Source organism: Klebsiella sp. KTE92 (assembly GCF_000398905.1).
Classification (GTDB): Bacteria; Pseudomonadota; Gammaproteobacteria; order Enterobacterales; family Enterobacteriaceae; genus Klebsiella; species Klebsiella variicola.
The window spans coordinates 2,357,851-2,383,029 of the sequence record NZ_KB976100.1 but is presented as its reverse complement, the minus strand read 5'-3'; the positions used below and the strand labels follow the sequence as shown (position 1 = coordinate 2,383,029).

Below are 25,179 nucleotides of genomic sequence, written 5' to 3'. Positions count from 1 at the left end.
CAGGGTGAGTTAGGGGTAGATATCGTCGGCCAGACGGCGATCGCCGGCGACATTGCAGATATGCCAGTAGGGATAAGGCTTCTCTTTTTCGCTCACGCTGTTGAGGATCGCCGCCTCCTCGTCGCTCAGCGTCCAGTTCAGTGCCGCCAGGTTATCCTCCAGCTGGGCGAGTTTGGTCGCGCCGATCACCAGCGATGTGATCCCCGGGCGGGTACGCAACCAGTTGAGCGCCACCTGCGCCACGCTGGCGTTGCGCTGACGGGCAATCTCCTGCATCACTTCCAGAGTCTGCCAGGCTTGTTCGCGATTGGCGATCGGCGCCGACTCAAACGGGGTGGCGTTCGCCAGCCGACTGCCCTCAGGAAACGCCTGATTGCGAGGGTATTTACCGGTGAGGAAGCCCCCGGCCAGCGGGCTCCAGACGGTGATGCCGACGTTCTGATCGACGCTGAGCGGGATAATCTCATGCTCCAGTTCTCGCGCGGCGATATTGTAATAGCCCTGATAGACGCAGAATTTTTCCAGTCCGAGGCGCTCTGAGATCCCCAGCGCCTTCGCCAGCTGCCAGGCCGCGTAGTTGGAGACCCCGATGTAGCGAATTTTCCCGGCGCGAATCAACGCATCCAGCGTCCGCAGGGTATCCTCCAGCGCGGTGCGCGGATCGAACCCGTGGAGATGATAGATATCGATATAATCCGTTTTCAGCCGCTGCAGGCTGGCGTCGACGGCATTAATAATATGGTAGCGCGACGCCCCCAGCGCGTTCGGATTGGGGTCGGTCTGCCAGCGTCCTTTGGTGCCGATAATCACCTGCTGGCGTTTCCCCTTCAGCGCGTTACCGAGCAGCTCTTCGCCCTGGCCGTTTTTATAACAGTCCGCGGTATCAAAAAAGTTAATCCCGGCGTCCAGCGCTTTGTACACCAGATCGTATGCCGTATGCTCAGGCACCACGCCGAATTCCGACCAGTTGCGTCCCGGCGCGCCGAGAAAGGCCCCTTTTTCACCAAACGTCATGGCGCCAAAACAGAGCTCTGACACCGACAGCCCGGTGGAACCTAAATACCGATACTTCATGCTTGACTTCCTTTTAAAGGTGACAACGTCACACTAGCGATAATAAATCCGCTGGCGGTCAGGCACGCACCGGCCAGGGGAATATGCGAGAGGGAGACGCCGGCGGTGAGCAACAACCCACCAAACCAGGCGCCAGCGGCATTGCCGAGGTTAAAGGCAGCGATATTGCACGAGGAGACCATGCTTTTGCCGGTCTCACTGCTGTCCAGCGCCTGCATCTGCAGCGGCGGAATGGTGGAGAACATCGCCGCCCCCAGCAGAAACACCGCCGCGCAGGCGCCGGGTAGCGTCTGAATGGCGAACGGAAAGAGGCACAGGACGACGATAAGCAAGGCCAGGGTCAGCAGCAGCGCCCGGCGGACCCCACCGTCGGTCAGGCGGCCGCCGAGGTGATTCCCGGCGACCATCCCGACGCCAAACAGCACCAGCACAGGTGGAATGAGATGTTCGCTCATCCCGGTGACGGTTTTCAGCATGGGCGCAATGTAGGTAAAGGCGGCGAAGACGCCGGAAAACCCGAGCGCGGTGATCAGCAGGCTGCGCAGCACCGTCGGATGGCGCAGCACCTTCAGCTCGTCGCGGATCCGACTCTGCACCGCCGGTTGGGCCTGACGGCCGGGCACCAGGGCAATGACTGCCAGGGCGGAAAGAATGCCAATCAGCGTGACCATAAAGAAGGTGTAGCGCCAGCCAAGGTATTGCCCTACCCAGGCGCCGAGGGGCACGCCCAGAATATTGGCCAGGGTGGCGCCGAGAAAGACGGCGGAGACCGCCGAAGCCCGTTTATCCACCGGCGCCAGCTCCGCGGCATAGACCGAACTGATGCCGAAGAATGAGGCGTGAGCTAAGGCGGTTATTACCCGGAAAATAATGAGCATGGTCATATTACCGGCAATACCGCAACCTAAATTACCGATGGAAAATAAGATCATCAGAAATAACAACGCCGGTTTTTTGGGGTAGCGGCTTAATAGCGGTGTGAGGAGCGGCGCGCCAATCACCACCCCACAGGCATAAGCGGTAATAGACCAGGCGGCAAGCGTAATGGATATATAAAAATCATGGGCCACATCAAGTAATAATCCCATAATCACAAATTCGGTGGTACCAATACCAAATGAGCCCACGGAAAGCGCATAAACTGCCGCAGGCAATCCCGCCGAACGGGAAACAGCAATAGTCATAAGTAACCTCATCTCCCGCCAGGACGGCGGGAGAATAGTATTCAGGGAGTTATTTTTCGATTAAGTTAAAGTCGCCCTGGTTATAGCGTAAGCCAGTGACGTTATCGGGAGTGAAAATATCTTCGATGGTGAGAATATCCTCAGGAGAGAGGGTAATATTGGCGGCTCCGGCATTATCACGCAGATGGGCAATTTTTCTCGCCCCCGGGATAGGCACGATATCCTCGCCTTTGCTCATGACCCAGGCAAGGGCAATCTGCGCAAGGGTCGCGTCATAGCGCGTGGCCACCTGCTGCAGGCGCTCAAGCAGCAGCTGGTTTTTGCGCATGGTCTCGGCCTGGAAGCGCGGCAGATTGCGGCGGAAATCATCCTCAGCGAAGACGCCAGGATCGGTGATTTTTCCCGTCAGGAAGCCGCGCCCCAGCGGGCTGTATGGGACAAAGCCCACCCCCAGCTCGCGGCAGGCGTTGAGAATACCGGCCTCCGGCTCGCGGGTCCACAGCGAGTATTCCGTCTGCACGGCGGTAATCGGATGCACCTTGCAGGCCCGGCGCAGCGTCTGGGCTGAGACTTCCGACAGTCCGATATGGCGAATTTTCCCCTCTTTAACCAGGTCGGCCATGGTGCCCACCACGTCTTCCACCGGCACCGCCGGATCGACGCGGTGCTGATAGAGCAGATCGATGGTCTCGATATTCAGCCGCTTCAGCGACCCTTCCACTGACTCGCGAATATGTTCCGGACGACTGTCGACGCCGGCCATGCGTTCCAGTCCCTGGCCGGTCGGCAAAATACGAAAACCAAACTTGGTGGCAATCTGCACCTTATCGCGGATACCTTTTATCGCTTTCCCGACAAGAACTTCATTATCGAAAGGACCATACACTTCGGCAGAATCCAGGAAGGTCACGCCCATGTCCACCGCGGCATGAATCGTATTAATCGCCTGCGACTCCTCGGCGCCGCCGTAGGCGAAACTCATTCCCATACACCCGAGACCCAATGCGGAAACCTGGAACTTCTCTTTTCCGAGATAACGTGTTTTCACCTTATTTTCCTTACGTGCTGAATATTATTAAATATATACTTCCCTTTTACATTGATAACAATTAATCTATTCCGAACGCGGTGTTAGCTGGAAATTAACAATGAAAACCTTGCCGGATTTGCAACAAATTGAAATATTAATACTCATAGTGAAACATGGCAGTTTTCGCCAGGCCGCCAGGGCATTAAATCTTTCACCACCGGCCCTCACCAGCGCTATTAATCATCTGGAAGAAAAGTTAGGCGTGCGCCTGCTGAATCGCTCGACGCGCAGTTTGTCATTAACTGCCGTGGGTGAGGAATTTCTTAATAATATGACGCCGGTGGTCAATGATTATCGCCGGGTGGTTGACAGCCTGAATTATCATCGCCTGACGCCGGAAGGCGTGGTGAAAGTCAATTTACCGCGTATTGTTCTTGACCTTTTTTTTCAACACTATTTTATTGCCTTTAAAACCGCCTATCCCGATGTAACGCTCGAACTGTATACCACCGATCGGAAAGTCAATATTATTGAGTCCGGTTTTGACGCCGGTATTCGCTATTCGCAGGATGTGCCCAAAGATATGATTGCCATCCCCTTTGGCGAGAAGCTGTCGCTGATCCCGGTGGCCAGCCCGGCCTATATCCGCGAGGCCGGCGAGCCCGACACCCCGCAGTCGCTGGTCAATTTCCGCTGTATCAACCGCTGTTTTCCCAGCGGTGAAAAGTACCGTTGGGAGTTTATTAGCCCCAGCGGTGAGCCCAGCGAAGTTTCGGTCAGAGGCGATCTGGTCGTTGATTCCGATACGGCGATGATCCAGGCGGCGGAGAGCGGATTAGGCATCGCCTTTGTCTATCAGTCGCTGGTGACGCAGCAGTTGAGCGCGGGCAGCCTGGTCCGTTTGTTACCCGACTACCACTATCCTGCCGACCATTTCTGCGTCTACTACCCGAGCCGGAAACATATACCGGTGCCGCTACGGGCCTTTATCACCTGGGTCATGGCGCAGAATAAGAGCATCCTCAGTGAGTAGAGGGTTCGCGGGTTAACCCATCGCTATTAGCCACAATAAACGCACATACCGTTAACCAATTTTTTTCCTTCGCCTTGAATTATGGCGGTCGCCCGACATAAACTCGTTAGAGCTCTAACGATATTGACAGACGACCTATGGACAATCGACAGCTTAACTTCTCCCATCTTTTATACCTCACCGCCCATCACTGGCGGCTGGCGGTCAACCGTCGGCTAAAGGACCTTGGCCTGAGCCAGGCCAGTTGGGTGGCGGTCGCGGCCATTGCCCGCCAGCCACAGCCGCTGTCGCAAAGCGAACTGGCGCAGGAGCTGGGGGTAGAGAGTCCGACCATTGTGCCGCTGATCAACCGGCTGGTCGCCCTCGGCCTGGTGGAGCGTGTCACCACCGCCAGCGATAAACGTAAGCGGCTGCTGGTCGCCACCGAGCAGGGAATGGCGCTGTATGAGCAGGTCAAAACGGTGGCGGACGATCTGCGCGAAGAGATCCTGACGGCGATTACCCCGCAGGAGCGGGAGCAAACTCAGCGGGTGCTGGAAAAACTGCTGCGCGAAGTGGAGAAGAAATAATGCCCCGTCGCCAGGATAACCCCTATGCCCCGCATGACTGGGCGCCGCATGAAAAACCAGCCCTGCTTGGCTCGCCCTCGACGCCGCTGCACAGTCCGCAGAAACGTCTCGCCTATGGCGTGGTCGGCCTGCTGGTGTGCCTCACCGGCGCGCTGGGCAACGCGGTGGTCACCGCCAACCTGCAGCTGCTGCAGGGCACCTTCGCCGCCTGGTCGACCGAGATCGCCTGGCTGCCGGCGGTGTACGTCATGACCAACGTCTCCATCAACCTGCTGCTGGTGAAATTTCGCCAGCAGTTTGGGCTGCGCGCCTTTACCGAAGGCTTTCTGGTGCTCTATGTGCTGGTCACCTTTTTCCACCTGTTCGTCAACGATCTCAGCTCGGCGATGATGGTCCGCGCCGCCCACGGCATGGTGGCCGCAGCGCTCAGCTCGCTGGGGATCTACTACCAGGTGCAGGCCTGGCCCACACGCCACCGCCTGAAAGGGCTAACCATCGGCATCACCGGCTCATCGCTGGCCATTCCGCTGGCGCGTCTCTTTTCCACCGAACTGCTGCAGATCGATGAATGGCGCGGCCTTTACTTCTTTGAACTGGGGCTGGCGCTGGTGTCGCTGGCCTGCGTCATCGCGCTGAAACTGCCGCCGAGCGATCGTAAAAAGGTGTTCGAGAAGAAGGATTTTATCACCTTCTTTCTGCTGGCGCCCGGCATGGCGCTGGTGTGCGCCGTGCTGTCGCTGGGGCGGCTCGAGTGGTGGTTTGAAGCGCCGTGGATCGGCTGGTCGCTGGCGGCAGCGGTGGTGCTGATCGTCGCCGCTATCGCCTTTGAGCATAACCGCAGCAATCCCCTGCTCAATACCAAGTGGCTCTCCAGCGGCAGCATCGTACGCCTCGGCCTGATTATGCTGCTGATCCGCATCGTGCTGGCGGAGCAAAACACCGGGGTCATCGGCTGGTTGCAGTACGTTGGTCTGCAAAACGAACAGATGACTAACCTCGCATGGTCAATTTTCGCCGGCATTCTGTGCGGGATCATCGCCAGTTGTCTGACGCTCAACCCGCAGAAGCTCTACTGGCCGACCGCCACCGCCCTGGCGCTGATCATGGTAGCCTCGCTGCTCGACAGCCAGTCTAACGCCCTCACCCGTCCGGAACAATTAATGTTCAGCCAGTTTTTACTCGGCTTCGGCAGCGCCTTCTTTCTGGCCCCGGCGATGCTCGCCGGCATTGGCGGCGTGTTTGCCGATCCGCGCAACCTGGTCAGCTTCTCGGTGCTATTCGGCATGAGCCAGAACATCGGCGGTCTGCTGGGGTCGGCGATCCTCGGCACCTTCCAGACCTGGCGGGAAAAATTTCACTCCAGCCAGCTGGCGGACCAGATCACCACCCTGAACCCGCTGATCGTCGAGCGGCTGCAGCAGTATAGCCAGATGTATCAGAGCCAGATCGGCGATAGCACGCTGCTTAACGTTCAGGCCACCACCCTGCTGCAAAACGCCGCGACGCTGCAGGCCAATATTCTCGCCTGGAATGACACCTATCTGCTGACGGCGGCCATCTCCGCCGGCACATTAGTGTGGGTTTTCTGGCGCTTAATTCGCTTACGACTGACCGCCCGTATCGCCTTAAAACGCGCCACCGGCAGCAAATAATTATCATCATTTCATCTCTGGAGTCGTTATGAGTCAGCAGGATGCGGCCAAACAACAGGCCAACACCCGGAACAACATTCGCGTGGTCTCCATTTTTACCGCCGCAGCGATAGGCCTCGTCGGCGTATTAGTGATCCTCTACGCCTGGCAACTGCCGCCGTTCACCCGGCATAGCCAGTTTACCGATAACGCCTATGTGCGCGGGCAGACCACCTTTATCAGCCCGCAGGTCAACGGCTACATCACCGCCGTCAATGTCAAAGATTTCGCGATTGTCCAGCCGGGCGAGGTGCTGTTCCAGATAGACGATCGCATCTATAAGCAGCGGGTGCATCAGGCCCAGGCTACCCTGGCGATGAAGGAGGCCGCGCTGCGCAACAACCTGCAGCAGCGCAAAAGCGCCGAGGCGACGATCGCCAAAAATGAAGCTGCGCTGCAAAACGCCCGTGCGCAGAATCTGAAAATCCAGGCCGATTTAAAACGGGTGCAGGAGCTGACTGCCGATGGTTCGCTGTCGATCCGCGAGCGTGATTCGGCGCGCGCCAGCGCGGCGCAAGGGGCTGCGGATATTGAACAGGCGAAAGCGGCGCTGGAGATGTCGCGCCAGGACCGTGAATCGACCATCGTCAATCGAGACTCGCTGGAAGCCGATGTCGCCAGCGCCAAAGCCGCCCTCGAGCTGGCGCAGATCGACCTGCAGAATACGCAGATCATCGCCCCCACCGGCGGCCAGCTGGGGCAGATCTCGGTACGTCTTGGCGCCTACGTCAGCGCCGGAACCCATCTGACCTCGCTGGTCCCGCCCCAGCACTGGGTGATCGCCAACCTGAAAGAGACCCAGCTTGCCGAGGTGCGTATCGGCCAGCCGGTCACCTTCACCGTCGACGCGCTCAACGGTGAGCGTTTCCATGGCAAGGTGCAGAGCATCTCCCCGGCGACCGGGGTGGAATTCAGCGCCATCTCACCGGACAACGCCACCGGCAACTTCGTCAAGATCGCCCAGCGGATCCCGGTGCGCATTACGGTCAACGACGGGCAGAAGTACAGCGAACACCTGCGTCCCGGTATGTCGGTGCAGGTGACCATTGATACCCGCGCGGAGAAACAGCCATGATCCGCCCGGTCACCCTTGCCGTCATCCTCGCGCTGGTCGGCTGTCAATCCGCCGACGTGCAGCGCGCGCAGCCGACCCTGACCATCCCTGCCGCCTGGCGGGCCGACGTTGGCCCGGCCAGCCCGGTGGAAGGCGTCTGGTGGCGCAATTTTCATGACAGCACGCTCAATCAGTATGTCGACCGGGCGCTGCGCTATAACAGCGATGTGCTGATCGCCCGGGAGCGGGTGAATGAGTATCAGGCGCGGGCCTATGCCGCCGACAGCAGCCTTTTCCCCTCGCTGGACGCCAGCCTGACCGGCACCCGCGCCCGCGCGCAGTCCGCCGCCACCGGCCTGCCGATCCACAGCACGCTGTACAAAGGCGGCCTGACCGCCAGCTATGACGTCGATATCTGGGGAGCGAATCGCAGCGCGGCCAGCGCCGCCGGGGCCAGCCTCGAGGCGCAAAAAGCCGCTGCAGCCGCGGCCAATTTGAGCGTCGCCAGCTCGGTGGCCGTCGGCTACGTGACCCTGTTGTCGCTGGATGAGCAGCTGCGGGTTACCCAACAGACGCTGAAATCACGGGAAGACGCGTGGCGCCTGGCGAAGCGTCAGTTTGAAACCGGGTATACTTCACGCCTTGAGCTGATGCAGGCAGATTCGGAGCTGCGCTCAACGCGGGCGCAGATCCCGCCGCTACAGCACCAGATTGCGCAGCAGGAAAATGCGCTCAGCGTGCTGCTGGGTGATAACCCCGGCGCGGTAAAACGCGGCGAGTTCGCCCAGCTCACTCCGCTGCGTCTGCCGTCGCAACTGCCGTCCACCTTACTCAACCGCCGCCCGGATATCGTACAGGCTCAGCGTCAGCTGGTGGCCGCCGATGCCACCTTGGCCTCGTCGCAGGCGCAGCTGCTGCCGTCTATCAACCTCACCGCCACCGGCAGCCTGCAGGATCGTACACTGCCGGACCTGCTGGACAACCCGCTGCGGCTGTGGAGCGTCGGCGGCAGTATTCTGGCGCCGCTGCTTAACCGCCAGGCGTTAAATGCCCAGGTGGATGTCTCCATGGCCCAGCGCAACCAGGCGCTCTATAGCTACGAGAAAACGGTGCGCGGCGCGTTCAAAGAGGTGAATGACAGCCTTGACGCCATTAGCCGCTACGGCGAACAGCTGACCGAACTGCAGGGGCAGGTGGCGGTGGCGGAGGAAACATTGCGCATTGCGCAGAATCGCTACCGTAACGGCTACTCTTCGTATCTGGATGTGCTCGATGCCCAGCGAACGCTGTTCTCCACCCAGCTTAGCGTAGTGCAGGTGAAGAACAACCTGCTGCTGGCGCAGATCGATCTTTACCGGGCGCTGGGAGGCGGCTGGATGAACGCGTGAATACCCTGTGCGCGCCGGTCCACAACCGTGGAGAGCGCAGAAACCCATATTCAGGCCGGTGTAGCGCAGCGCTACCCGGCAACAACCACCAGGGAGTCAATCTATGCAACAACAGTGGTCTGCCGTCGATAATTTCATGATTTCTTCGCTTATTCCTGAAGATGACATACTGAGTCAGGTACTGGAAAACAACAAACGCGCCGGGCTACCTGAACATGATGTTGCGGCCAATCAGGGGCAATTTCTGGCGCTGCTGGTGCGTATAACACAGGCGCGGCGGATCCTGGAAATTGGCACGCTCGGCGCCTATAGCGCTATCTGGATGGCGCGTGCGCTGCCCGCCGACGGAAAGCTGATTACCCTCGAGGCCGATCCTGGCCATGCCGGGGTGGCGCGCCAGAATATCCGCCTTGCGGGGCTAAACGAGCGCATTGAACTCATTGAAGGACCGGCGCTGAACACGCTGGAAAATTTCGCGAATGTGCAGCCGTTCGACCTGATCTTTATTGATGCCGATAAACCTAATAATCCTCGCTATCTGGAGTGGGCGCTGCACTATTCGCACCCCGGGACGCTGATCGTGGGCGATAACGTGGTGCGCGATGGCGAAGTGATTAACGGACAAAGCGATGATGCGCGCGTGCAGGGCGTGCGTCGGTTTATCGAAATGATCGGGGATAACCCGCGGCTCACCGCCACCGCGCTGCAGACGGTGGGCATCAAGGGATGGGATGGGTTTACGCTGGCGCTGGTGAATGGGTAAGATCCGGGCGGCCTGATGTCCTCACCCCGGCCCTCTCCCCCAGGGAGAGGGAGAAAACCCGCGCCGGGACGCGTCACCAGCGGCATTCGTCCGCTGACGATCATTGGGGATAATACGTATACTGATAGTGCAGAGACGCTTCGCTTTTTCCGCCGTATCCTTCATGCTCGCCATATTCCCCGGTACAGTTCCCCTCGGGGTCCCAGCCTAAACAGCGGGACTGGTGTTTTGTACTATACGTGGTGGTTCTTTCCTCGGATAACCACCGCCCTTTTTCATCCCAACGCAGCGTCGTGGTCGCATCCGAGTCGGCAATGCGGCTTAAATGCCCTTCCGCATAGCGATAATTGACAGAAAGCATGGCCATCATGCCGCCATTGACCGTTTTACGCACCAACCGGTGGCGGTCGTCATAGTGATAGGTGGTCGTGCTCATGGCTTTGGGCGGTTGCTGCGACACGAGTAGATTATCTGAACGTACAATGCGCCCGAGATTATCGGTGTAGAACTGCTCACGCATGACCATTTTTCTGATATTTCCCGTCGCGCTCCGGGTCTGTCGGATATATTCCCGCATCCATCCTTTATCATTTCGCCAGTGAACATTATCTCTGACTATCGTGGAGTCATTCGCGGTATTAAAAGTTTTTGCTCGCTCGTAACTTTCCAGCCGGCGGCACCGGTCAAAACGCAGCGTGCCTGCGTCGTTATTTTGGCTACCGTCAATTTTTACGCTCTGCACCTCACCATTGAGCGGCGGAAGATAGGTCAAAATAAAAAAATTGGCATCGTTGATCGCCCGCTGTGTTTCATCACAGGAAAAAGCGTCAACGAAAGGCTTACACGCCGTAATAACAAGAATGGCCGACACCAGCATAAATAGTCTGTACATAGCCATCATCGTAAAAATAGACTCCGTGTCCTGTTTATCCGGCAAAGCGAGGCTAAACATACGCCAATAAAGCAGGTTCCCCAAGCCACCGGGTTGATTTTCAGAATCCGTTAATTTTACGTCCGGGAGAACCGGTATGGGCCACATCCGGGGCGGGAAGATTATCGGGTGCGGCGTACTGATGAGTATCAGCCTCAGGATATGCCCCCGCCCGGCAAGCACAGCGCCACCGGGCTGGGGAATGAGGGGATTACGGCGTGATCTGTTCCATCGCCTGCAGGACGCGTTTGTCCGAGATGGGATACGGGGTGCCCAATTGCTGGGCGAAGAAGCTCACCCGCAATTCCTCGATCATCCAGCGGATCTCCCGGACATCGTCGTCCTCACGGCGGTTCGGCGGCAGCTTATTCAGCCACTGCTGCCACGCCTGCTGCACGCTCTCAATTTTCAGCATCTGTGCGCGATCGCGGTGCGGATCGATAGCCATCTTCTCGAGACGCTTTTCAATCGCCTGCAGATAACGCAGCGTATCGCCAAGACGGCGGAAACCGTTGCCGGTGACAAAACCGCGATACACCAGACCCGCCATCTGCGCTTTGATATCCGACAGCCCCAGCGCCATGGTCATATCCACGCGGCCTTTCAGCCGTTTGTTGATATTGAACACCGCGGTGAGGATCTGCTCGACCTGTTTAGCGATCTCCACCACCGTGTCGTTGAGCTCGGCTCGCACTTTATCGTGCAATTGACTGAAGCCCTCTTCCGTCCACACCGGACCACCCGCCTCGTCGATAAGCTTATCAACGCCGCAGGAGATGCAATCGTCAATCAGATCCAGCACTTTACCGTACGGGTTAAAATAGAGCCCAAGCTTGGCTTTGTTCGGCAGTTTTTCGTGCAGATACTTAATTGGCGACGGGATGTTGAGCAGCAGCAGGCGGCGCAGACCACGCCACATGGCCTGCTGCTGTTCCTGTGGATTATCAAACAGCTTGATAGCCACGCTGTCGCGCTCGTCCACCAGCGCCGGCCAGGCTTTCACCTTATAGTTGCCGCGTTTCTGTTCGTAACTTTCCGCCAGCGTACCAAAGCTCCAGATATGCAGCCCGCTCTGCTCGATGCCGTCATCGGCCACCGCCGACAGCGTCTCCTGAACTTTGCCCTTCAGCGCGTCTTTCAACGCCTGCAGCGAGCGCCCTTCCTGCAGCTTCTTGTTTTTGTCATCCACCACCCGGAAGGTGATTTTCAGGTGATCGGGCACCTGATCCCATTGCCAGGCCTCGCGGTCGATGGTCACGCCGGTCATCTTACGCAGCTCACGCTCCAGCGAATCAAGCAGCGGCAGCTCAATCGGCGTCGCCCGGCCGAGAAACGCTTCCGCATAGTTAGGGGCCGGGACGAAATTGCGCCGCACCGGCTTCGGCAGCGATTTTATCAGCGCGATAATCAGCTCGCGACGCAGGCCTGGGATCTGCCACTCAAATCCGGCCTCCTCCACCTGGTTCAGCAGAGGCAGCGGAATATGCACCGTCACGCCATCGGCATCGGCGCCCGGTTCAAACTGGTAGCTAAGCCGCAGCTTGAGATTCCCCTGATGCCAGAAGTTCGGGTAGTCCAGCTTGCTGACCTGCTCCGCCCCTTCTTTAATCAGCATGCTCTTTTCAAAATTGAGCAAGTCTGGCGTTTCGCGGCTGGCCTGCTTCCACCAGGCATCAAAATGACGGGCGGAGATGACGTCGTGGCTAATGCGCTGGTCGTAGAACTCGAACAGGGTTTCGTCATCCACCAGGATGTCGCGACGGCGCGATTTATGCTCCAGCTCTTCGATTTCCGCCCGCAGCTTCAGATTTTCCCGGAAGAAGGCATGCCGCGTCTGCCAGTCGCCCTCCACCAGCGCGTGGCGGATAAACAGTTCGCGGCACAGCGCCGGGTCGATCTGGCTGTAGTTGACCTTGCGTGCGCCAACGATCGGCAGGCCGTAGACGGTGACCTTCTCCGTCGCCATCACCGCGCCCTGCGCCCGCTCCCAGTGCGGTTCGCTGTATGAGCGCTTGATCAGGTGCTGCGCGACCGGCTCAACCCACTCCGGCTCAATGCGGGCGGCGATGCGCCCCCACAGCCGGCTGGTTTCCACCAGTTCCGCCACCATCGTCCATTTTGGCGGCTTTTTAAACAAACCGGAACCCGGGAAGATGGAGAAGCGGGCGTTGCGCGCGCCGGTAAACTCCTGCTTATCGGCATCCTTCATGCCGATGTGCGACAGCAAACCGGTCAGCAACGCGGTATGGATCTCGCGATATTCCGCCGGCTCGCTGTTGATCGGCAGGCCGAGCTCTTTCACCACCTGGCGCAACTGGGTGTAGATGTCCTGCCACTCGCGCACGCGCAGATAGTTAAGAAAATCGACCCGGCACTGGCGGCGGAACTGATTCGACGACAGTGCCTTCTGCTGCTCGCCAAGGTAGTTCCACAGATTGACGAAGGCGAGGAAATCGGACTCTTTATCGTGGAAGCGGCGGTGCTTCTCATCGGAGGCCTGCTGTTTGTCCATCGGCCGCTCGCGCGGGTCCTGAATCGACAGCGCGGAGGTGATGATCATCGCTTCCCGCACGCAGCCGTGCTTCTGCGCCTCCAGCACCATGCGCGCCAGACGGGGATCCACCGGCAGTTGGCTGAGCTGGCGGCCCATCGGCGTCAGCTTATAGGCGGTGGCCTGCTCATCGGTGGTGATGGCGCCCAGCTCTTCCAGCAGGCGCACGCCGTCCTGGATATTGCGCTTATCCGGCGCTTCGACAAACGGGAAGGCGGCGATATCGCCTAAGCCCAGGGCGGTCATCTGCAGGATGACCGACGCCAGGTTGGTACGCAGAATTTCCGGGTCAGTAAACTCCGGGCGCGACAGGAAATCGTCTTCCGAATAAAGACGAATACAGATCCCTTCCGAAACGCGGCCGCAGCGGCCCTTACGCTGGTTGGCGGACGCCTGGGAAACCGGCTCGATCGGCAGGCGCTGCACCTTGGTGCGGTAGCTGTAACGGCTGATACGCGCAGTACCGGGATCGATAACGTATTTAATGCCCGGCACGGTCAGCGAAGTTTCCGCCACGTTGGTCGCCAGCACGATGCGTCGTCCGCTGTGCGGCTGGAAGACGCGGTTCTGCTCGCTGTTGGACAGGCGGGCATACAGCGGCAGCACTTCAGTATGGCGCAGATCCAGCTTATTCAGCGCATCAGCGGTATCGCGAATTTCCCGCTCACCGCTCATAAAGATCAGAATATCGCCGGGCCCTTCGCGCCCCAGTTCGTCAACCGCATCAAAAATCGCCTGTAATTGATCGCGCTCGGTGTCGTCCGCCTCTTCCACTATCGGCCGGTAGCGGACTTCCACCGGGTAAGTCCGCCCGGAGACTTCGATAATGGGCGCATGATTGAAATGCTTTGAGAAACGTTCCGGGTCGATGGTCGCCGAGGTAATGATGATTTTCAGGTCCGGGCGGCGCGGCAGGAGCTCTTTCAGATAGCCGAGCAGAAAATCAATGTTCAGACTGCGCTCGTGCGCTTCATCGATAATGATGGTGTCGTACTGCATCAGCAGGCGATCCTGCTGGATCTCCGCCAGCAGAATACCGTCGGTCATCAGCTTGACCATGGTGTTGTCGCTGACGTGATCGCTAAAGCGAACTTTATAGCCGATGCAACTGCCCGGCTCCGTTTGCAGCTCCTCGGCGATACGGTTGGCGACGGTTCGCGCGGCCAGACGACGCGGCTGGGTATGGCCGATCAGCCCTTTCAGCCCGCGGCCCAGCTCCATGCAGATTTTTGGCAACTGGGTGGTTTTACCCGAACCGGTCTCTCCGGCGACTATCACCACCTGGTGATCGCGCACCGCCTCGAGAATCTCTTGTTTTTTCTGGCTAACCGGCAGGTTTTCAGGATAGGTGATGGCCGGACGCGCCGCTTCGCGCAGCAGGACTTTACCGGCTGCCTGGCTTATCTCCTGCGCCATCTCCTGGAGGATGGCCTGTTGCGATTCAGGATTTTTAACCTTCTTCACACCGTGCAGACGGCGGGCGAAGCGCGTTTTATCGCGCAGCATCAGGCCGTCGAGCTGTTGATAAAGCTGGGGGAAGGTGATTTTTTGTTGTTCTGTCATAGCGTTATCGGGCAGAGCTCTGCCGGGAAAATCTCTTTTGAAGTATTGCCTTAGAGTACCACATCTGTGTCATCCGTGCCTTGTTCAAAAAATCTGAACATAGGATTCGATATATTGCGCTATCTCTGTGGCGCGATTGTGAATACAGTGTCAACATGCACCAGGGCATTGACCCGTCAATCACATTAAAAAAGGAAACACCCATGAGCAAAGTATTAGTTCTGAAATCCAGTATTCTGGCAGGGTACTCACAATCTGGTCAGCTTTCCGACTATTTTGTTGAACAATGGCAGGAAAAACACCCGGGCGACGAGATCACCGTGCGTGACCTGGCCGCTAATCCGATCCCGGTTCTGGATGGTGAACTGGTTGGTGCCCTGCGTCCGAGCGACGCGCCGCTGACTCCGCGTCAGCAGGAAGCGCTGGCCCTTTCCGACGAGCTGATCGCCGAACTGAAAGGCAATGATGTGATTGTTATCGCTGCGCCGATGTACAACTTCAACATCCCGACGCAGCTGAAAAACTATTTTGACCTGGTGGCTCGCGCCGGCGTCACCTTCCGCTACACCGAGAAAGGGCCGGAAGGTCTGGTGACCGGTAAACGTGCGGTCGTCGTGACCAGCCGCGGCGGTATCCACAAAGATACCCCGACCGACCTGGTCACCCCGTACCTGTCCACCTTCCTCGGCTTCATCGGCATCACCGACGTGAACTTTGTGTTCGCCGAAGGTATCGCTTACGGCCCGGAAGTGGCGGCCAAAGCGCAGTCCGACGCGAAAGCGGCCATCGACAGCGTGGTTGCAGCCTAAGATTTCCACTCCCGCCGCCCGGTGGGAGTGTTTTTTTCCCCTCGCCCATCCCCCTTTTACGAGCCGCCTCGTAAATTCACACATCATTCCAACGCCTTAAGCCACCAGCCTGTACCATGGCTGTCGCCGCGCGAATCTGGCTCACTCCCGGTCGCTGACGGCAACCGTTGTCATGGTCAAAAACAGGAGTGCGTACTATGTACACCCGATGGTGTACATGGTACCTTAGCAAGGAGCGTTTTCGTGTGTCATGCCATTGAATTTATCGAAACGTCGCTATTTACCCGCCAGATAAAACAGCTGGCCAGCGATGAAGATCTGAGGGGACTGCAGAGGCAACTCATAGGCAATCCGGATTTCGGCGATCTTATCCAGGATACCGGCGGGTTACGGAAAATAAGAATGGCGACAGGCTCACAGGGAAAAAGCGGCGGCGTGCGGGTGATTTATTTTCTGGCAACCCGCGAGATCATCTATCTCGTCTTAGCCTACCCCAAGCACACCAAAGAGAGCCTGAGCGCAGCGGAAAAAAACGAACTCAGGAAACTGACCCGGCGACTAAAAAATGAGGTTTGAAATGGGTTACTTCAACGAACTTAAAGCGTCCCTGGAAGAGGCTGTTGAGATCAAAGACGGCAACAAGGCCCCAGCCCGAGCGACGCGCTATGAAGTTGCTGATGTGAAAGCCATCCGCACTCAGCTTAATGTTTCGCAGGCGGAGATGGCAAAAGCGCTGGGTACCAGCGTGGATACTATCAAAAGTTGGGAGTCCAGGCGGCGCAACCCGACAGGCCTGGCAGCAAAAGTACTGGCGGTTATCCAGGCCAACCCGGCGTTCTTTCGTGAACTGGCTGAGCACTAATCCACCGAGCCCCTCCGGGTTGCCCTGGAAAGTTAGCGCTGCGTTTTTGGCCGCAGGTTTTCATCAAATTCCAGTCGCTTACGCCCTGCTTCCACTTCCCGTAATGGCTCCACCTGATGCAGCGTCTGCTTACAGCGCTCCACCAGCACCTGGTATTCACGGGTACCCTGTTTTTTCCACGCCAGCTCCTGTTCGCTCAGGGTGCGAATCGCTTTTGCCGGGCTGCCGATAATCAGATGGTTGGCGGGCATCTCGGCGTTGGCTTTGACAAAGGCCGAAGCGCCGACAATGCTGTTTTCGCCAATGACCGCCCCGTCGATAATCACCGCGCTCATGCCCACCAGCGCGTTGCGGCCAATCACGCAGCCGTGCAGAATAGCGCCGTGACCGATGTGGCCATCCTCTTCCACCACCGTATCCTGGCCGGGGAATCCATGCATGACGCAGTTGTCCTGAATATTGGCGCCGTCTTTGACCACGATGCGGCCAAAATCGCCGCGCAGACTGGCGTTGGGCCCAACATAGACCCCTTTGCCGAGGATCACGTCGCCAATCAGCACGGCGGTTGGGTGGACGTAGCTCTCCTCCGGCACCACTGGCGTCAGCCCATCAATCTGATAAATCGGCATGCAACCTCCTTATGCGCCCGGCAAACCGCCAAAGCGCTGATAATAGAGCGGGCCTGGCGCCGGAAGCTCGCCCACCGAGCTTTCCCCTTTCTCGCTGACGAACGCCAGCGCGCCGGGATTCACGCGTTGATAAATATTGATACACAGCTGGCGGGCGGTTTGCCCCGCCCAGTGCGCCGGCAGCAGCTCCTCCGGCAGCAGCGGATCTTTGAGCACCACCCGGCGATAAAAATGGATCAGCAGCAGCTGGATCTGGAAACAGCGCTCAGGCGTCAGCTCGGCCGGGTCGCAGTCGCGCAGCAGCGGCAGTAACGGTCGGAATAGCGAGATGAAAGATTCATACATCTCGTTTTGTTCAGTGAGATGCCAGCACTCCTCCACGCGGCTGCGCAGCGCCGCACGGGAGAGCGCCAGCGGCGAATGGGCTTCAAAACAGATGACGTTTTCGGCGACGCCCGCTTCGTGGAGCAGCGACTGGACATCGGCCAGTTTTTGCGACGGCGAGGCCAGCAGGCTGGGCGCCAGCGCGCCAAAGCCCTGCCACAGCAGCTGCTTTTTGACGTCGGCGAGCACATTTTTCTCCAGGCCTTCCGAAAGCAGCAGCAGCCAGGTACCGTCCCATTCCGGGGCACTGCCGCGATAAATTTTATGCTCCGCGCGCCGGGTCAGGCGCAGCCCTTTATCGCTCAGGCGATAGAAGCTACGCCGGCCGATACGGATGACATCGAGCCACTCTTCTTTATTGAGGCGAAATAGCGCGGTGCGGACAAAGCGCTCGCCGAAGCCTAATCCTTCCAGCAGCGCCGCAACGCTGCCCAGCCACACTTCCCCACCGCGCTGCAATAAAGCGTCGCCATACAGCGAGGCAATTAATGACGTGCCGCTGATCGGCATCGCCGTCACCGCTTGTTGAATAAAGGCGTCGAGTTTACTCATCTGATTCATTCTGTTGTTATTTTTTTCCTTTATGAATCATAGCACAGGAAATTCCCGGCTTACGGCGTAAAGGCCTCAGCCGGGCTACCGGGGAGAGAATTAACCGCTGACCACCGCTTTACGCAGGTCGAATACCCGACAGGCTTTCCCTTCCGAGCGAGGAATGCTGCCGCAGTTGACGATAGTAATGTCGGTAGAGATCCCGACCATCGACTTAATGCGGTGGCGCAGCTGATGGCAAATCTGGCAGCGTTGTTCGTGGCTCAGCGCCAGCCCGCTCTCTTTCAGTTCAACGCGCACCGCCAGCGAATCAAGATGACCGCGGCGATTGACCTCTAACTGATAGTGCGGCGCCAGGTGTTCAAACTTGAGGATCTCCTCTTCCAGCTGCGAGGGGAAGACGTTAACTCCGCGGATAATCAGCATATCGTCGCTGCGCCCGCTGATGCGATCCATGCGGCGCATAGTCCGCGCGGTGCCCGGCAGCAGGCGCGTCAGATCGCGGGTACGATAGCGGATCACCGGCAGCGCTTCTTTGGTCAACGTGGTAAACAGCAGTTCGCCATGCTCGCCATCTTCCAGCGGCGTACCGTCGTCCGGGTTGACGATTTCCGGGAAGAAGTGGTCTTCCCAGATGGTCGGGCCGTCAACGGTCTCCAGACACTCCATCGCTACGCCCGGACCCATGACTTCCGACAAACCGTAAATATCCAGGGCGGTGATCCCCAGGCGGCGCTCGATTTCCGCGCGCATCGCCAGCGTCCACGGCTCGGCGCCAAACACGCCGACCCGCAATGAACAACCGCGGGCATCGCCGCCCATCTGGCGCTCCAGCTCTTCAATCAGATTCAGACAATAAGACGGCGTCACCATGATCATATCCGGCTGAAAGTCGCGGATCAGCTGCGCCTGTTTTTCGGTCTGCCCGCCGGACATCGGGATCACCGTCGCGCCTAAGCGTTCCGCGCCGTAGTGCGCGCCAAGGCCGCCGGTAAACAGGCCGTAGCCGTAGGCGACGTGAATTTTATCTTTCGCCGTGCCGCCGGCGGCGCGCAGCGAACGGGCGACAATATTGGCCCAGTTATCAATATCGTTTTGCGTATATCCCACCACCGTCGGTTTGCCGGTGGTGCCGGAAGAGGCGTGAATGCGCACCACCTGCTCCATCGGCACCGCGAAGGTATCGAAGGGATAGTTGTCGCGCAGATCTTGTTTGGTGGTACAGGGGAATTTTTGCAGATCGTTTAATTCCCGAAAGTCGTCAGGGTGCACGCCGGCGGCGTCGAATTTGCGGCGATACATCGGCACATTGTCATACGCATGCTTCAGCGTCCATTTCAGGCGCTGGGTTTGCAGGGCCTGCAGTTCGTCACGCGATGCGGTTTCAATCGGATCTAATTTTGTAGTAGTTATCATTGTAGGGTACTCGCAGGTAAATTAGCTCACACTCGCTCGAGGATCATGGCAATGCCCTGACCCACGCCAATACACATCGTACACAGCGCATAGCGCCCGCCCCGGCGTTGCAGCTCAAGGCTGGCGCTCAGCGCTAACCGCGCGCCGCTCATGCCCAGCGGATGGCCTAACGCGATGGCGCCGCCGTTGGGATTCACATGCGCCGCATCATCCGGCACGCCGAGCTGTCTGAGCACCCCCAGCGCCTGCGCGGCGAAGGCCTCATTCAGCTCAATCAGATCCATATCGTTAATATTGAGCCCGGCTCGCTCCAGCACTTTACGCACCGCCGGTACCGGCCCCAGCCCCATCAGGCGCGGTTCAACACCCGCCGTCGCCATCGCCACGATACGCGCCCGCGGCGTGAGCCCCTGGATAGCGGCCTGCTGTTCGCTGGCGATGATCAGCGCCGCGGCGCCATCGTTGACGCCGGAAGCATTGCCCGCGGTAATGACGCCGCCCTGGCGGAACGGCGCTTTCAGTTTCGCCAGCTGCTCAAGCGTGGTTTCCGGGCGGGGATGCTCATCATCGCGTACCGCGCTGACCGCCCCTTTCTTGCCGATGATCTGCACCGGCACGATCTCCTGCGCCAGAATGCCGTCACGCTGGGCCTGCGCCGTACGCTGCTGGCTGCGCCAGGCGAAAGCGTCCTGATCGATCCGGCTGATATTTAACAATTCAGCTACATTCTCGGCCGTTTCCGGCATGCTGTCAGTTCCGAAGTGTTGCGCCATGAGCGGGTTCACAAAACGCCAGCCAATCGTGGTATCGAAGAGTTCCGCCTGACGCTGATACGGCGCGCTGGCTTTTCCCATCACGAACGGCGCGCGAGACATCGATTCCACGCCGCCGGCAATCAACAGATCGGCATCGCCGGCTTTGATCGCCCTGGCGGCAAAGCCGATCGCATCCAGCCCCGATCCGCACAGGCGGTTAATCGTGGTGCCCGGCACGCTATGCGGGTAACCGGCCAACAGCGTCGCCATGTGCGCCACGTTGCGGTTATCTTCACCGGCCTGATTCGCACAGCCGAAAATCACATCATCAATCGCTGCCGGGTCGAGCCCGGGGTTACGGCTCAGCAACTCACGTAGCGGGATCGCCGCCAGATCGTCGGCGCGGACGCCGGCCAGCGCTCCGCCGTAGCGGCCAATCGGCGTGCGGATCCCGTCACAAATAAAGGCGTCGCGCATTACACTTCTCCCGTGATTGTGCCGCCGATACGGTGCGATTTGCCGCGGAACAGGGCCACAATCTTTTGCTGTTGATTAACAATTTCGATGTCGTAGACGCCGGTCAGCTTGCCCTGCTGTTTGACTCTTGCGGTGGCGACCAGCCTGTCGCCGGCAAACGCCGGACGAAGAAAATCAATATTTGCCGCCGAAGCCACCGCCGCCAGCCCCTGGCTGTTACAGGCGTAAGCGAAAGCGGTATCGGCGAGCGTAAATAGCTGACCGCCGTGACAGGTTTGATGGCCGTTAAGCATGTCCGCCGAGACGGTCATGCTCATCTGCGCAAAACCATCGTCCATTTCGATAAGTTCGATCCCCATCTTTCTGGCGCAGGTATCTTTTTCGTACATCACGCGCGCGTTGCGCCACGCATCATTGCTCATGGTGCTTCTCCATCAGCGCCTTCTGGCGCAACAGGGAACAGGGACGATAGCGCTCCTCGCCATAATGGTGTTGCAGGTTCTCCAGCAGTTGCAGCACCCGTCGCCAGCCAAGGCGTTCTCCCCATGCCAGCGGGCCGTGCGGATAATTGACGCCAAGGCGCATCGCGGTATCGATATCCTGCGGGCTGGCGACGCCTTTTTGCAGCGCATCCAGCGCTTCGTTAATCAGCATCGCCACCGTGCGCCACACCAGCAGGCCGGGATAATCGGCAATATGCAGGACTTTCTTGCCCTGCTGTTGGAAGTAATGCACGGCCTTATCAGTGGCCGCAGGCGCGTTGGTCGCCGCTGCGGCCAGCACCACCGTATCGCTGGCGCACAGGTCATACACCACCACCGGGCGGTGATGCTTAACGCTTAGCGCCAGCGCGGTCTCACCTTCGGTCTCCAGCAACAGCAGTTCGTCCAGCTCAGTGACACTGTCACCTATCGTCATCACGGATTGAGCGCCATTGGCAACCGGCGGCAACGCCGCGTCCGGCAGTGTCTCAGCGGGCCAGCGATAGACGCCGTAACCGCTCTTTTTACCCAGCCGCCCGGCCAGCGCCAGCTCTTGCTGGAGGAGCGATGGCAGGTAGCGGCGGTCCTGCCAGAAGGCGTTAAACACCGAACAGGTCACGGCGAAATTGACGTCCTGGCCAATCAGATCAGTCAGCGCCAGGGGTCCCATCGGAAAACCGCCGCCGTCACGCAAAGCGGCATCGATAACCTCCGGGGCGGCAACCTGCTCTTCCAGCGCGCGCCAGGCCTCGGCGTAGAACGGACGCGCTACGCGGTTAACGATAAAACCGGGCGTTGAGCGGCAGCGTACCGGCTGTTTCCCCCAGCCGCTTACGCACTGGCACAGCTGCTCTACTACCTCAGCAGACGTCTCCAGGCCGCTGACCACCTCGACCAGCTTCATCACCGGCGCCGGATTAAAAAAGTGCAGCCCGGCCACCCGCTCCGGGTTTTTGACCCCGGCGGCGATGGCGGTAATCGAAATAGACGAAGTGTTACTGGTCAACAACGTTGACGGCGCGCAGATCTCCGCCAGCTGCGCGAACAGCGCCGTTTTGACCTCCAGCCGTTCAGAGGCCGCTTCAATCACTAAATCCGCGTCGGCAAGCGCGGCTAAATCGTGAGCCGGATGCAGGCGCGCCAGCAGCGCGTCGGCCTGCTCTGACGCCAGTTTGCCGCGCTCGACCCGTGAGGCGAGACGCCTGGCAATGCAGTCGATCGCCCGGGCAATGGCCTGATGATCGATGTCGTAAATCAGCACCGGATGTCCGGCGGCGGCAGCCACTTCGGCGATGCCGGCCCCCATGGTGCCGCTGCCGATCACCGCCACGTTGGCTAAGGATCTCGTCATCATCTATTTCCCGCTGAACTGTGGTGGCCGTTTGGCCAGAAACGCGCTGACCCCTTCGCGGTAATCATCGCTGCGTCCGGCCAGGCGCTGATAATCGCGCTCCAGATCCAGCTGCGCATCGAGACTGTTGGTTTCAGAAGCCAGCAGCGCCTTTTTAATCAGCCCAAAACCAAACGTCGGCTGCGCCGCCAGATGGCGCGCCAGCTGCAGACTGGTATCCGCCAGTTCTGAGTCGTCCACCAGCTGCCAGATCATTCCCCACTGCGCGGCCTGTTCCGCGCTGAGGCTATCGCCCAGCAGCGCCAGCCCCATCGCGCGCGCGCGGCCGGCCACCCGCGGCAGGAACCAGCTACCGCCGCAGTCCGGCACCAGGCCGAGCTTGCTGAACGCCATCACAAATTTCGCCGAACGCGCGGCCAGCACGATATCGCAGCCCAGCGCCAGGGTGGCGCCAGCGCCGGCGGCAACGCCGTTGACCGCGCAGATAACCGGCTTCGGCAGCGCCGCCAGACGGCGCACTAACGGGTTGTAAAAGCGTTCTACCGACAGGCCGAGATCCGGCGGTGGGCCGCTGGGGTCGACATTGCGATCGTTCAAATCCTGGCCTGCGCAAAAGCCGCGACCGGCGCCGGTGATCAGCAGGCAGCGCACGCCATCATCGCGCTCGGCCTGCTTCAGACATTCCGCCAGCTGGTGATGCATCAGATCGTTAAAACTGTTGAGACGGTCCGGGCGATTGAGGGTAATGGTCATGACGCCCTGTTCCACTGCGCTGAGAATGAAAGCTTCCACGATTAGCGTCCTTTAAAGTCCGGTGTACGTTTTTGTAAGAAGGCGTCGATGCCTTCGCGGCGGTCCTCGGTGGCGCTCAGCAGACTAAACAGCTGGCGCTCCTGTTGCAGACCGGCCTGCAGGCTGACTTCCTGCGACAGGCGCAGCGACTGTTTTGCCGCCCGGAGCGCCAGCGGCGAGTGGCGGGCAATGGTGGTTGCCAGTTTCAGGGCATACTCATCGGTTAACGCCGCCGGATGGATATCACTAACCAGCCCGGCCTGCTGCGCCTGGCGGGCGTCAATACTCTCGCCGCTCAGCACCATTCGGCTGGCCAGCGCCTTGCCTACGCTGCGGATCAGCCGCTGGGTGCCGCCCGCGCCCGGCATAATGCCGAGGGTAATTTCCGGCAGGCCAAAACGGGCGTTGTCGCCGGCGACAATCAGGTCACACAGCAGGGCCAGCTCGCAGCCGGCGCCAAGCGCGTAGCCGTTGACCGAAGCGATGAGCGGTTTAGTGAAAGCATCAATTCGCGCCCACAACCGTGGGCGAATATCATCCAGGGTGGCAGGCAGATCTTTCTCCGCCATCTCATTGAGGTCGGCCCCGGCGGCAAAAAAACGCGGGTTGCCGCTGATAACGCAGACGCCGACGCTGTCATCAACTGCCGCAACCTCCAGCGCCTCGGCAATCTGGGTTAAGAGGGCATTGTTCAGCGCGTTGCGGGCCTGCGGGCGGTTTAGCGTCAACTGAAGCACCCGGCCATGACGGTGGATCAGCAGGTCACTCATGCCATCCCCCGCGCGTCAAAGTCGACCACCACATCGCCGCTGGTCGGCAACGACTGGCAGCTCAGGACATATCCCGCCGCCAGCTCATCTGCTTCCAGGCTGTAATTGGCGGCCATCGCCACTTCACCGCGTAGCACTTTGCATTTACAGGTGGCGCATACCCCGCCCTTACAGGCGAACGGCAGATCGGCGCCCTGACGCAATGCGGCATCCAGGATGCTGTCGTCTTCGGCGCTGAGGGCGATAAGCCGATCGCGCCCGTCCTGGCGGATGGTCACCGTGCGCCCTTCCGCCTGCACGCCGGCGGCGCGCTTCACATTGCCGCCTGGTGTATTAAAGCGTTCGAGATGAATCGATTTCTCCGCTACGCCAAGTTCACGTAACGCCGCTTCCGCCTCATCCATCATCGCCGCCGGACCGCAGATAAAAGCCTCGTCGAAACGGCTAAAATCCAGCAGATGGTCAGCGAGCTGGCGCAGTTTGTCGCCGTCAATGCGCCCCTGTAGCAGATCGCTGTCCATCGACTCCTGGCTAAACAGATGTATCACCTGCAGGCGCTGCGGATAGCGGTCTTTTAAATCGGCCAGCGCCTGGCGGAACATCATGCTATGGCTGCTGCGGTTGCCGTAGATCAGCGTGAAGCGGCTTTGCGGCTCGGTCGCCAGCGTCGCGCTCATGATCGCCATCATCGGCGTGATCCCGGAACCGGCGGCAATCGCCAGATATTCACCCTGCCGTTCAGCCTGCGGTTGATAACCGAAATGCCCCTGCGGCACCATCACTTCCAGCTCCATACCCTGCTGGATATCGTGCTGGGCGTAGCGCGAAAAGCGCCCGCCGTCGATAGCTTTGACCGCGACGCTAATTTCGCCTGGCGTGCGGCTGCGACAAATGGAGTAACAGCGGCGCAGTTCTTCGCCGCCCAGACGGGCTTTTAGCGTCAGATGCTGGCCCGGGCGAAAGCAGTACTCCGCCTGCAGGGCTTGCGGGATCGCAAAAGTGATGGTCACCGCATCGCGGGTTTCCGGCTCGACTCTCGCCACCTTAAGCGAATGGAACGTCGTCATGG

Annotated in this window: 22 protein-coding genes and 1 pseudogene; 9 read left to right on the top strand and 14 right to left on the bottom strand. The window is 59.3% G+C overall.

What is annotated here, in order from left to right; genetic code table 11:
• Positions 1–9: 9 nt before the first annotated feature.
• The 3 genes from A1WC_RS14165 to A1WC_RS14175 are packed head-to-tail and all read right to left on the bottom strand — an operon-like array spanning position 10 to position 3,306.
• Entirely contained in the window at positions 10–1,074 is a 1,065-nt protein-coding gene (locus A1WC_RS14165) for an aldo/keto reductase (RefSeq protein ID WP_008805101.1), read from the bottom strand.
• Complete coding sequence (locus A1WC_RS14170) at positions 1,071–2,258, bottom strand: MFS transporter (RefSeq protein ID WP_016160921.1); 1,188 nt, start codon at positions 2,256–2,258, stop codon at positions 1,071–1,073. Before A1WC_RS14170 ends, A1WC_RS14165 begins: the two co-directional genes overlap by 4 nt.
• Before the next feature lie 49 nt (positions 2,259–2,307).
• A complete protein-coding gene (locus A1WC_RS14175; protein WP_008805103.1) occupies positions 2,308–3,306 on the bottom strand; it encodes an aldo/keto reductase in 999 nt (332 codons plus the stop codon).
• Positions 3,307–3,406: 100 nt separating this feature from the next.
• On the opposite strand from A1WC_RS14175, the gene A1WC_RS14180 reads away from it, so the two are divergent.
• From A1WC_RS14180 to A1WC_RS14205, 6 genes and pseudogenes are all read left to right on the top strand, one after another.
• Positions 3,407–4,321 carry a LysR family transcriptional regulator gene (locus A1WC_RS14180; protein ID WP_008805104.1) on the top strand — a complete coding sequence of 305 codons (915 nt, stop codon included), beginning with the start codon at positions 3,407–3,409 and terminating at the stop codon, positions 4,319–4,321.
• A gap of 137 nt (positions 4,322–4,458) precedes the next feature.
• Complete coding sequence (locus tag A1WC_RS14185; protein WP_008805105.1) at positions 4,459–4,890, top strand: MarR family winged helix-turn-helix transcriptional regulator; 432 nt, start codon at positions 4,459–4,461, stop codon at positions 4,888–4,890.
• A pseudogene (locus A1WC_RS14190) lies at positions 4,890–6,542 on the top strand (MFS transporter). Before A1WC_RS14185 ends, A1WC_RS14190 begins: the two are co-directional and overlap by 1 nt.
• Positions 6,543–6,570: 28 nt before the next feature.
• A complete protein-coding gene (locus A1WC_RS14195) occupies positions 6,571–7,656 on the top strand; it encodes an HlyD family secretion protein (RefSeq protein ID WP_008805107.1) in 1,086 nt (361 codons plus the stop codon).
• Complete coding sequence (locus A1WC_RS14200) at positions 7,653–9,023, top strand: efflux transporter outer membrane subunit (RefSeq protein ID WP_016160919.1); 1,371 nt, start codon at positions 7,653–7,655, stop codon at positions 9,021–9,023. Before A1WC_RS14195 ends, A1WC_RS14200 begins: the two co-directional genes overlap by 4 nt.
• 103 nt (positions 9,024–9,126) lie before the next feature.
• A complete protein-coding gene (locus A1WC_RS14205) occupies positions 9,127–9,786 on the top strand; it encodes an O-methyltransferase (protein ID WP_016160918.1) in 660 nt (219 codons plus the stop codon).
• Between the two features lie 100 nt (positions 9,787–9,886).
• Here the strand turns inward: A1WC_RS14205 and A1WC_RS14210 are convergent, their stop codons facing one another.
• A complete protein-coding gene (locus tag A1WC_RS14210; protein WP_228691823.1) occupies positions 9,887–10,687 on the bottom strand; it encodes a hypothetical protein in 801 nt (266 codons plus the stop codon).
• A gap of 241 nt (positions 10,688–10,928) precedes the next feature.
• The gene (gene hrpA, locus A1WC_RS14215) at positions 10,929–14,831 is read right to left on the bottom strand and encodes an ATP-dependent RNA helicase HrpA (RefSeq protein WP_016160916.1); all 3,903 of its coding nucleotides are present in this window, start codon (positions 14,829–14,831) and stop codon (positions 10,929–10,931) included.
• Between the two features lie 203 nt (positions 14,832–15,034).
• Between hrpA and azoR the strand changes: the two genes are divergently transcribed.
• The 3 genes from azoR to nadS all read left to right on the top strand — a co-directional run bounded on the left by azoR (position 15,035) and on the right by nadS (position 16,502).
• Positions 15,035–15,640 (top strand): FMN-dependent NADH-azoreductase, encoded by a 606-nt coding sequence (gene azoR, locus A1WC_RS14220; RefSeq protein ID WP_002902889.1) that lies wholly within the window; start codon positions 15,035–15,037, stop codon positions 15,638–15,640.
• A gap of 243 nt (positions 15,641–15,883) precedes the next feature.
• Entirely contained in the window at positions 15,884–16,216 is a 333-nt protein-coding gene (locus A1WC_RS14225; protein WP_016160915.1) for a type II toxin-antitoxin system RelE/ParE family toxin, read from the top strand.
• Between the two features lies 1 nt (position 16,217).
• Positions 16,218–16,502, top strand: a complete 285-nt coding sequence (gene nadS, locus A1WC_RS14230) for a NadS family protein (protein ID WP_012541926.1) — start codon at positions 16,218–16,220, stop codon at positions 16,500–16,502.
• 32 nt (positions 16,503–16,534) lie between these two features.
• On the opposite strand, the gene paaY is transcribed toward nadS, so the two are convergent.
• The 9 genes from paaY to paaE all read right to left on the bottom strand — a co-directional run bounded on the left by paaY (position 16,535) and on the right by paaE (position 25,177).
• Positions 16,535–17,131 carry a phenylacetic acid degradation protein PaaY gene (gene paaY / locus A1WC_RS14235; protein ID WP_008805114.1) on the bottom strand — a complete coding sequence of 199 codons (597 nt, stop codon included), beginning with the start codon at positions 17,129–17,131 and terminating at the stop codon, positions 16,535–16,537.
• Positions 17,132–17,140: 9 nt separating this feature from the next.
• Positions 17,141–18,067 (bottom strand): phenylacetic acid degradation operon negative regulatory protein PaaX, encoded by a 927-nt coding sequence (gene paaX / locus A1WC_RS14240; protein WP_162535956.1) that lies wholly within the window; start codon positions 18,065–18,067, stop codon positions 17,141–17,143.
• Positions 18,068–18,166: 99 nt separating this feature from the next.
• Positions 18,167–19,483, bottom strand: coding sequence for a phenylacetate--CoA ligase PaaK (gene paaK, locus A1WC_RS14245; protein WP_008805116.1), 1,317 nt, complete (start codon positions 19,481–19,483; stop codon positions 18,167–18,169).
• Between the two features lie 26 nt (positions 19,484–19,509).
• On the bottom strand, positions 19,510–20,715 hold the full coding sequence (pcaF, locus tag A1WC_RS14250; protein ID WP_016160913.1) for a 3-oxoadipyl-CoA thiolase: 1,206 nt from the start codon (positions 20,713–20,715) through the stop codon (positions 19,510–19,512).
• Positions 20,715–21,137: a hydroxyphenylacetyl-CoA thioesterase PaaI gene (gene paaI / locus A1WC_RS14255; RefSeq protein WP_016160912.1), complete on the bottom strand. Its 423-nt coding sequence runs from the start codon at positions 21,135–21,137 to the stop codon at positions 20,715–20,717. Before paaI ends, pcaF begins: the two co-directional genes overlap by 1 nt.
• Positions 21,127–22,551: a 3-hydroxyacyl-CoA dehydrogenase gene (locus tag A1WC_RS14260; protein WP_172437947.1), complete on the bottom strand. Its 1,425-nt coding sequence runs from the start codon at positions 22,549–22,551 to the stop codon at positions 21,127–21,129. Before A1WC_RS14260 ends, paaI begins: the two co-directional genes overlap by 11 nt.
• The gene (gene paaG / locus A1WC_RS14265) at positions 22,552–23,340 is read right to left on the bottom strand and encodes a 2-(1,2-epoxy-1,2-dihydrophenyl)acetyl-CoA isomerase PaaG (RefSeq protein WP_016160910.1); all 789 of its coding nucleotides are present in this window, start codon (positions 23,338–23,340) and stop codon (positions 22,552–22,554) included.
• 2 nt (positions 23,341–23,342) lie between these two features.
• The gene (gene paaF / locus A1WC_RS14270) at positions 23,343–24,110 is read right to left on the bottom strand and encodes a 2,3-dehydroadipyl-CoA hydratase PaaF (RefSeq protein WP_016160909.1); all 768 of its coding nucleotides are present in this window, start codon (positions 24,108–24,110) and stop codon (positions 23,343–23,345) included.
• Positions 24,107–25,177 (bottom strand): 1,2-phenylacetyl-CoA epoxidase subunit PaaE, encoded by a 1,071-nt coding sequence (paaE, locus tag A1WC_RS14275; protein ID WP_008805122.1) that lies wholly within the window; start codon positions 25,175–25,177, stop codon positions 24,107–24,109. Before paaE ends, paaF begins: the two co-directional genes overlap by 4 nt.
• Positions 25,178–25,179: the final 2 nt, after the last annotated feature.

Excerpts from the sequence above, each read along its gene's own strand:
- A1WC_RS14200 (WP_016160919.1), top strand. The coding sequence starts at position 7,653 with ATGATCCGCCCGGTCACCCTTGCCGTCATCCTCGCGCTGGTCGGCTGT.
- azoR (WP_002902889.1), top strand. The coding sequence starts at position 15,035 with ATGAGCAAAGTATTAGTTCTGAAATCCAGTATTCTGGCAGGGTACTCA.
- A1WC_RS14180 (WP_008805104.1), top strand. The coding sequence starts at position 3,407 with ATGAAAACCTTGCCGGATTTGCAACAAATTGAAATATTAATACTCATA.
- nadS (WP_012541926.1), top strand. The coding sequence starts at position 16,218 with ATGGGTTACTTCAACGAACTTAAAGCGTCCCTGGAAGAGGCTGTTGAG.
- A1WC_RS14205 (WP_016160918.1), top strand. The coding sequence starts at position 9,127 with ATGCAACAACAGTGGTCTGCCGTCGATAATTTCATGATTTCTTCGCTT.
- A1WC_RS14260 (WP_172437947.1), bottom strand. The coding sequence starts at position 22,551 with ATGATGACGAGATCCTTAGCCAACGTGGCGGTGATCGGCAGCGGCACC.
- paaK (WP_008805116.1), bottom strand. The coding sequence starts at position 19,483 with ATGATAACTACTACAAAATTAGATCCGATTGAAACCGCATCGCGTGAC.
- A1WC_RS14170 (WP_016160921.1), bottom strand. The coding sequence starts at position 2,258 with ATGACTATTGCTGTTTCCCGTTCGGCGGGATTGCCTGCGGCAGTTTAT.
- paaE (WP_008805122.1), bottom strand. The coding sequence starts at position 25,177 with ATGACGACGTTCCATTCGCTTAAGGTGGCGAGAGTCGAGCCGGAAACC.
- A1WC_RS14210 (WP_228691823.1), bottom strand. The coding sequence starts at position 10,687 with ATGATGGCTATGTACAGACTATTTATGCTGGTGTCGGCCATTCTTGTT.
- paaF (WP_016160909.1), bottom strand. The coding sequence starts at position 24,110 with ATGAGTGACCTGCTGATCCACCGTCATGGCCGGGTGCTTCAGTTGACG.
- A1WC_RS14195 (WP_008805107.1), top strand. The coding sequence starts at position 6,571 with ATGAGTCAGCAGGATGCGGCCAAACAACAGGCCAACACCCGGAACAAC.
- A1WC_RS14185 (WP_008805105.1), top strand. The coding sequence starts at position 4,459 with ATGGACAATCGACAGCTTAACTTCTCCCATCTTTTATACCTCACCGCC.
- pcaF (WP_016160913.1), bottom strand. The coding sequence starts at position 20,715 with ATGCGCGACGCCTTTATTTGTGACGGGATCCGCACGCCGATTGGCCGC.
- A1WC_RS14165 (WP_008805101.1), bottom strand. The coding sequence starts at position 1,074 with ATGAAGTATCGGTATTTAGGTTCCACCGGGCTGTCGGTGTCAGAGCTC.
- paaI (WP_016160912.1), bottom strand. The coding sequence starts at position 21,137 with ATGAGCAATGATGCGTGGCGCAACGCGCGCGTGATGTACGAAAAAGAT.
- hrpA (WP_016160916.1), bottom strand. The coding sequence starts at position 14,831 with ATGACAGAACAACAAAAAATCACCTTCCCCCAGCTTTATCAACAGCTC.
- paaY (WP_008805114.1), bottom strand. The coding sequence starts at position 17,131 with ATGCCGATTTATCAGATTGATGGGCTGACGCCAGTGGTGCCGGAGGAG.
- paaX (WP_162535956.1), bottom strand. The coding sequence starts at position 18,067 with ATGAGTAAACTCGACGCCTTTATTCAACAAGCGGTGACGGCGATGCCG.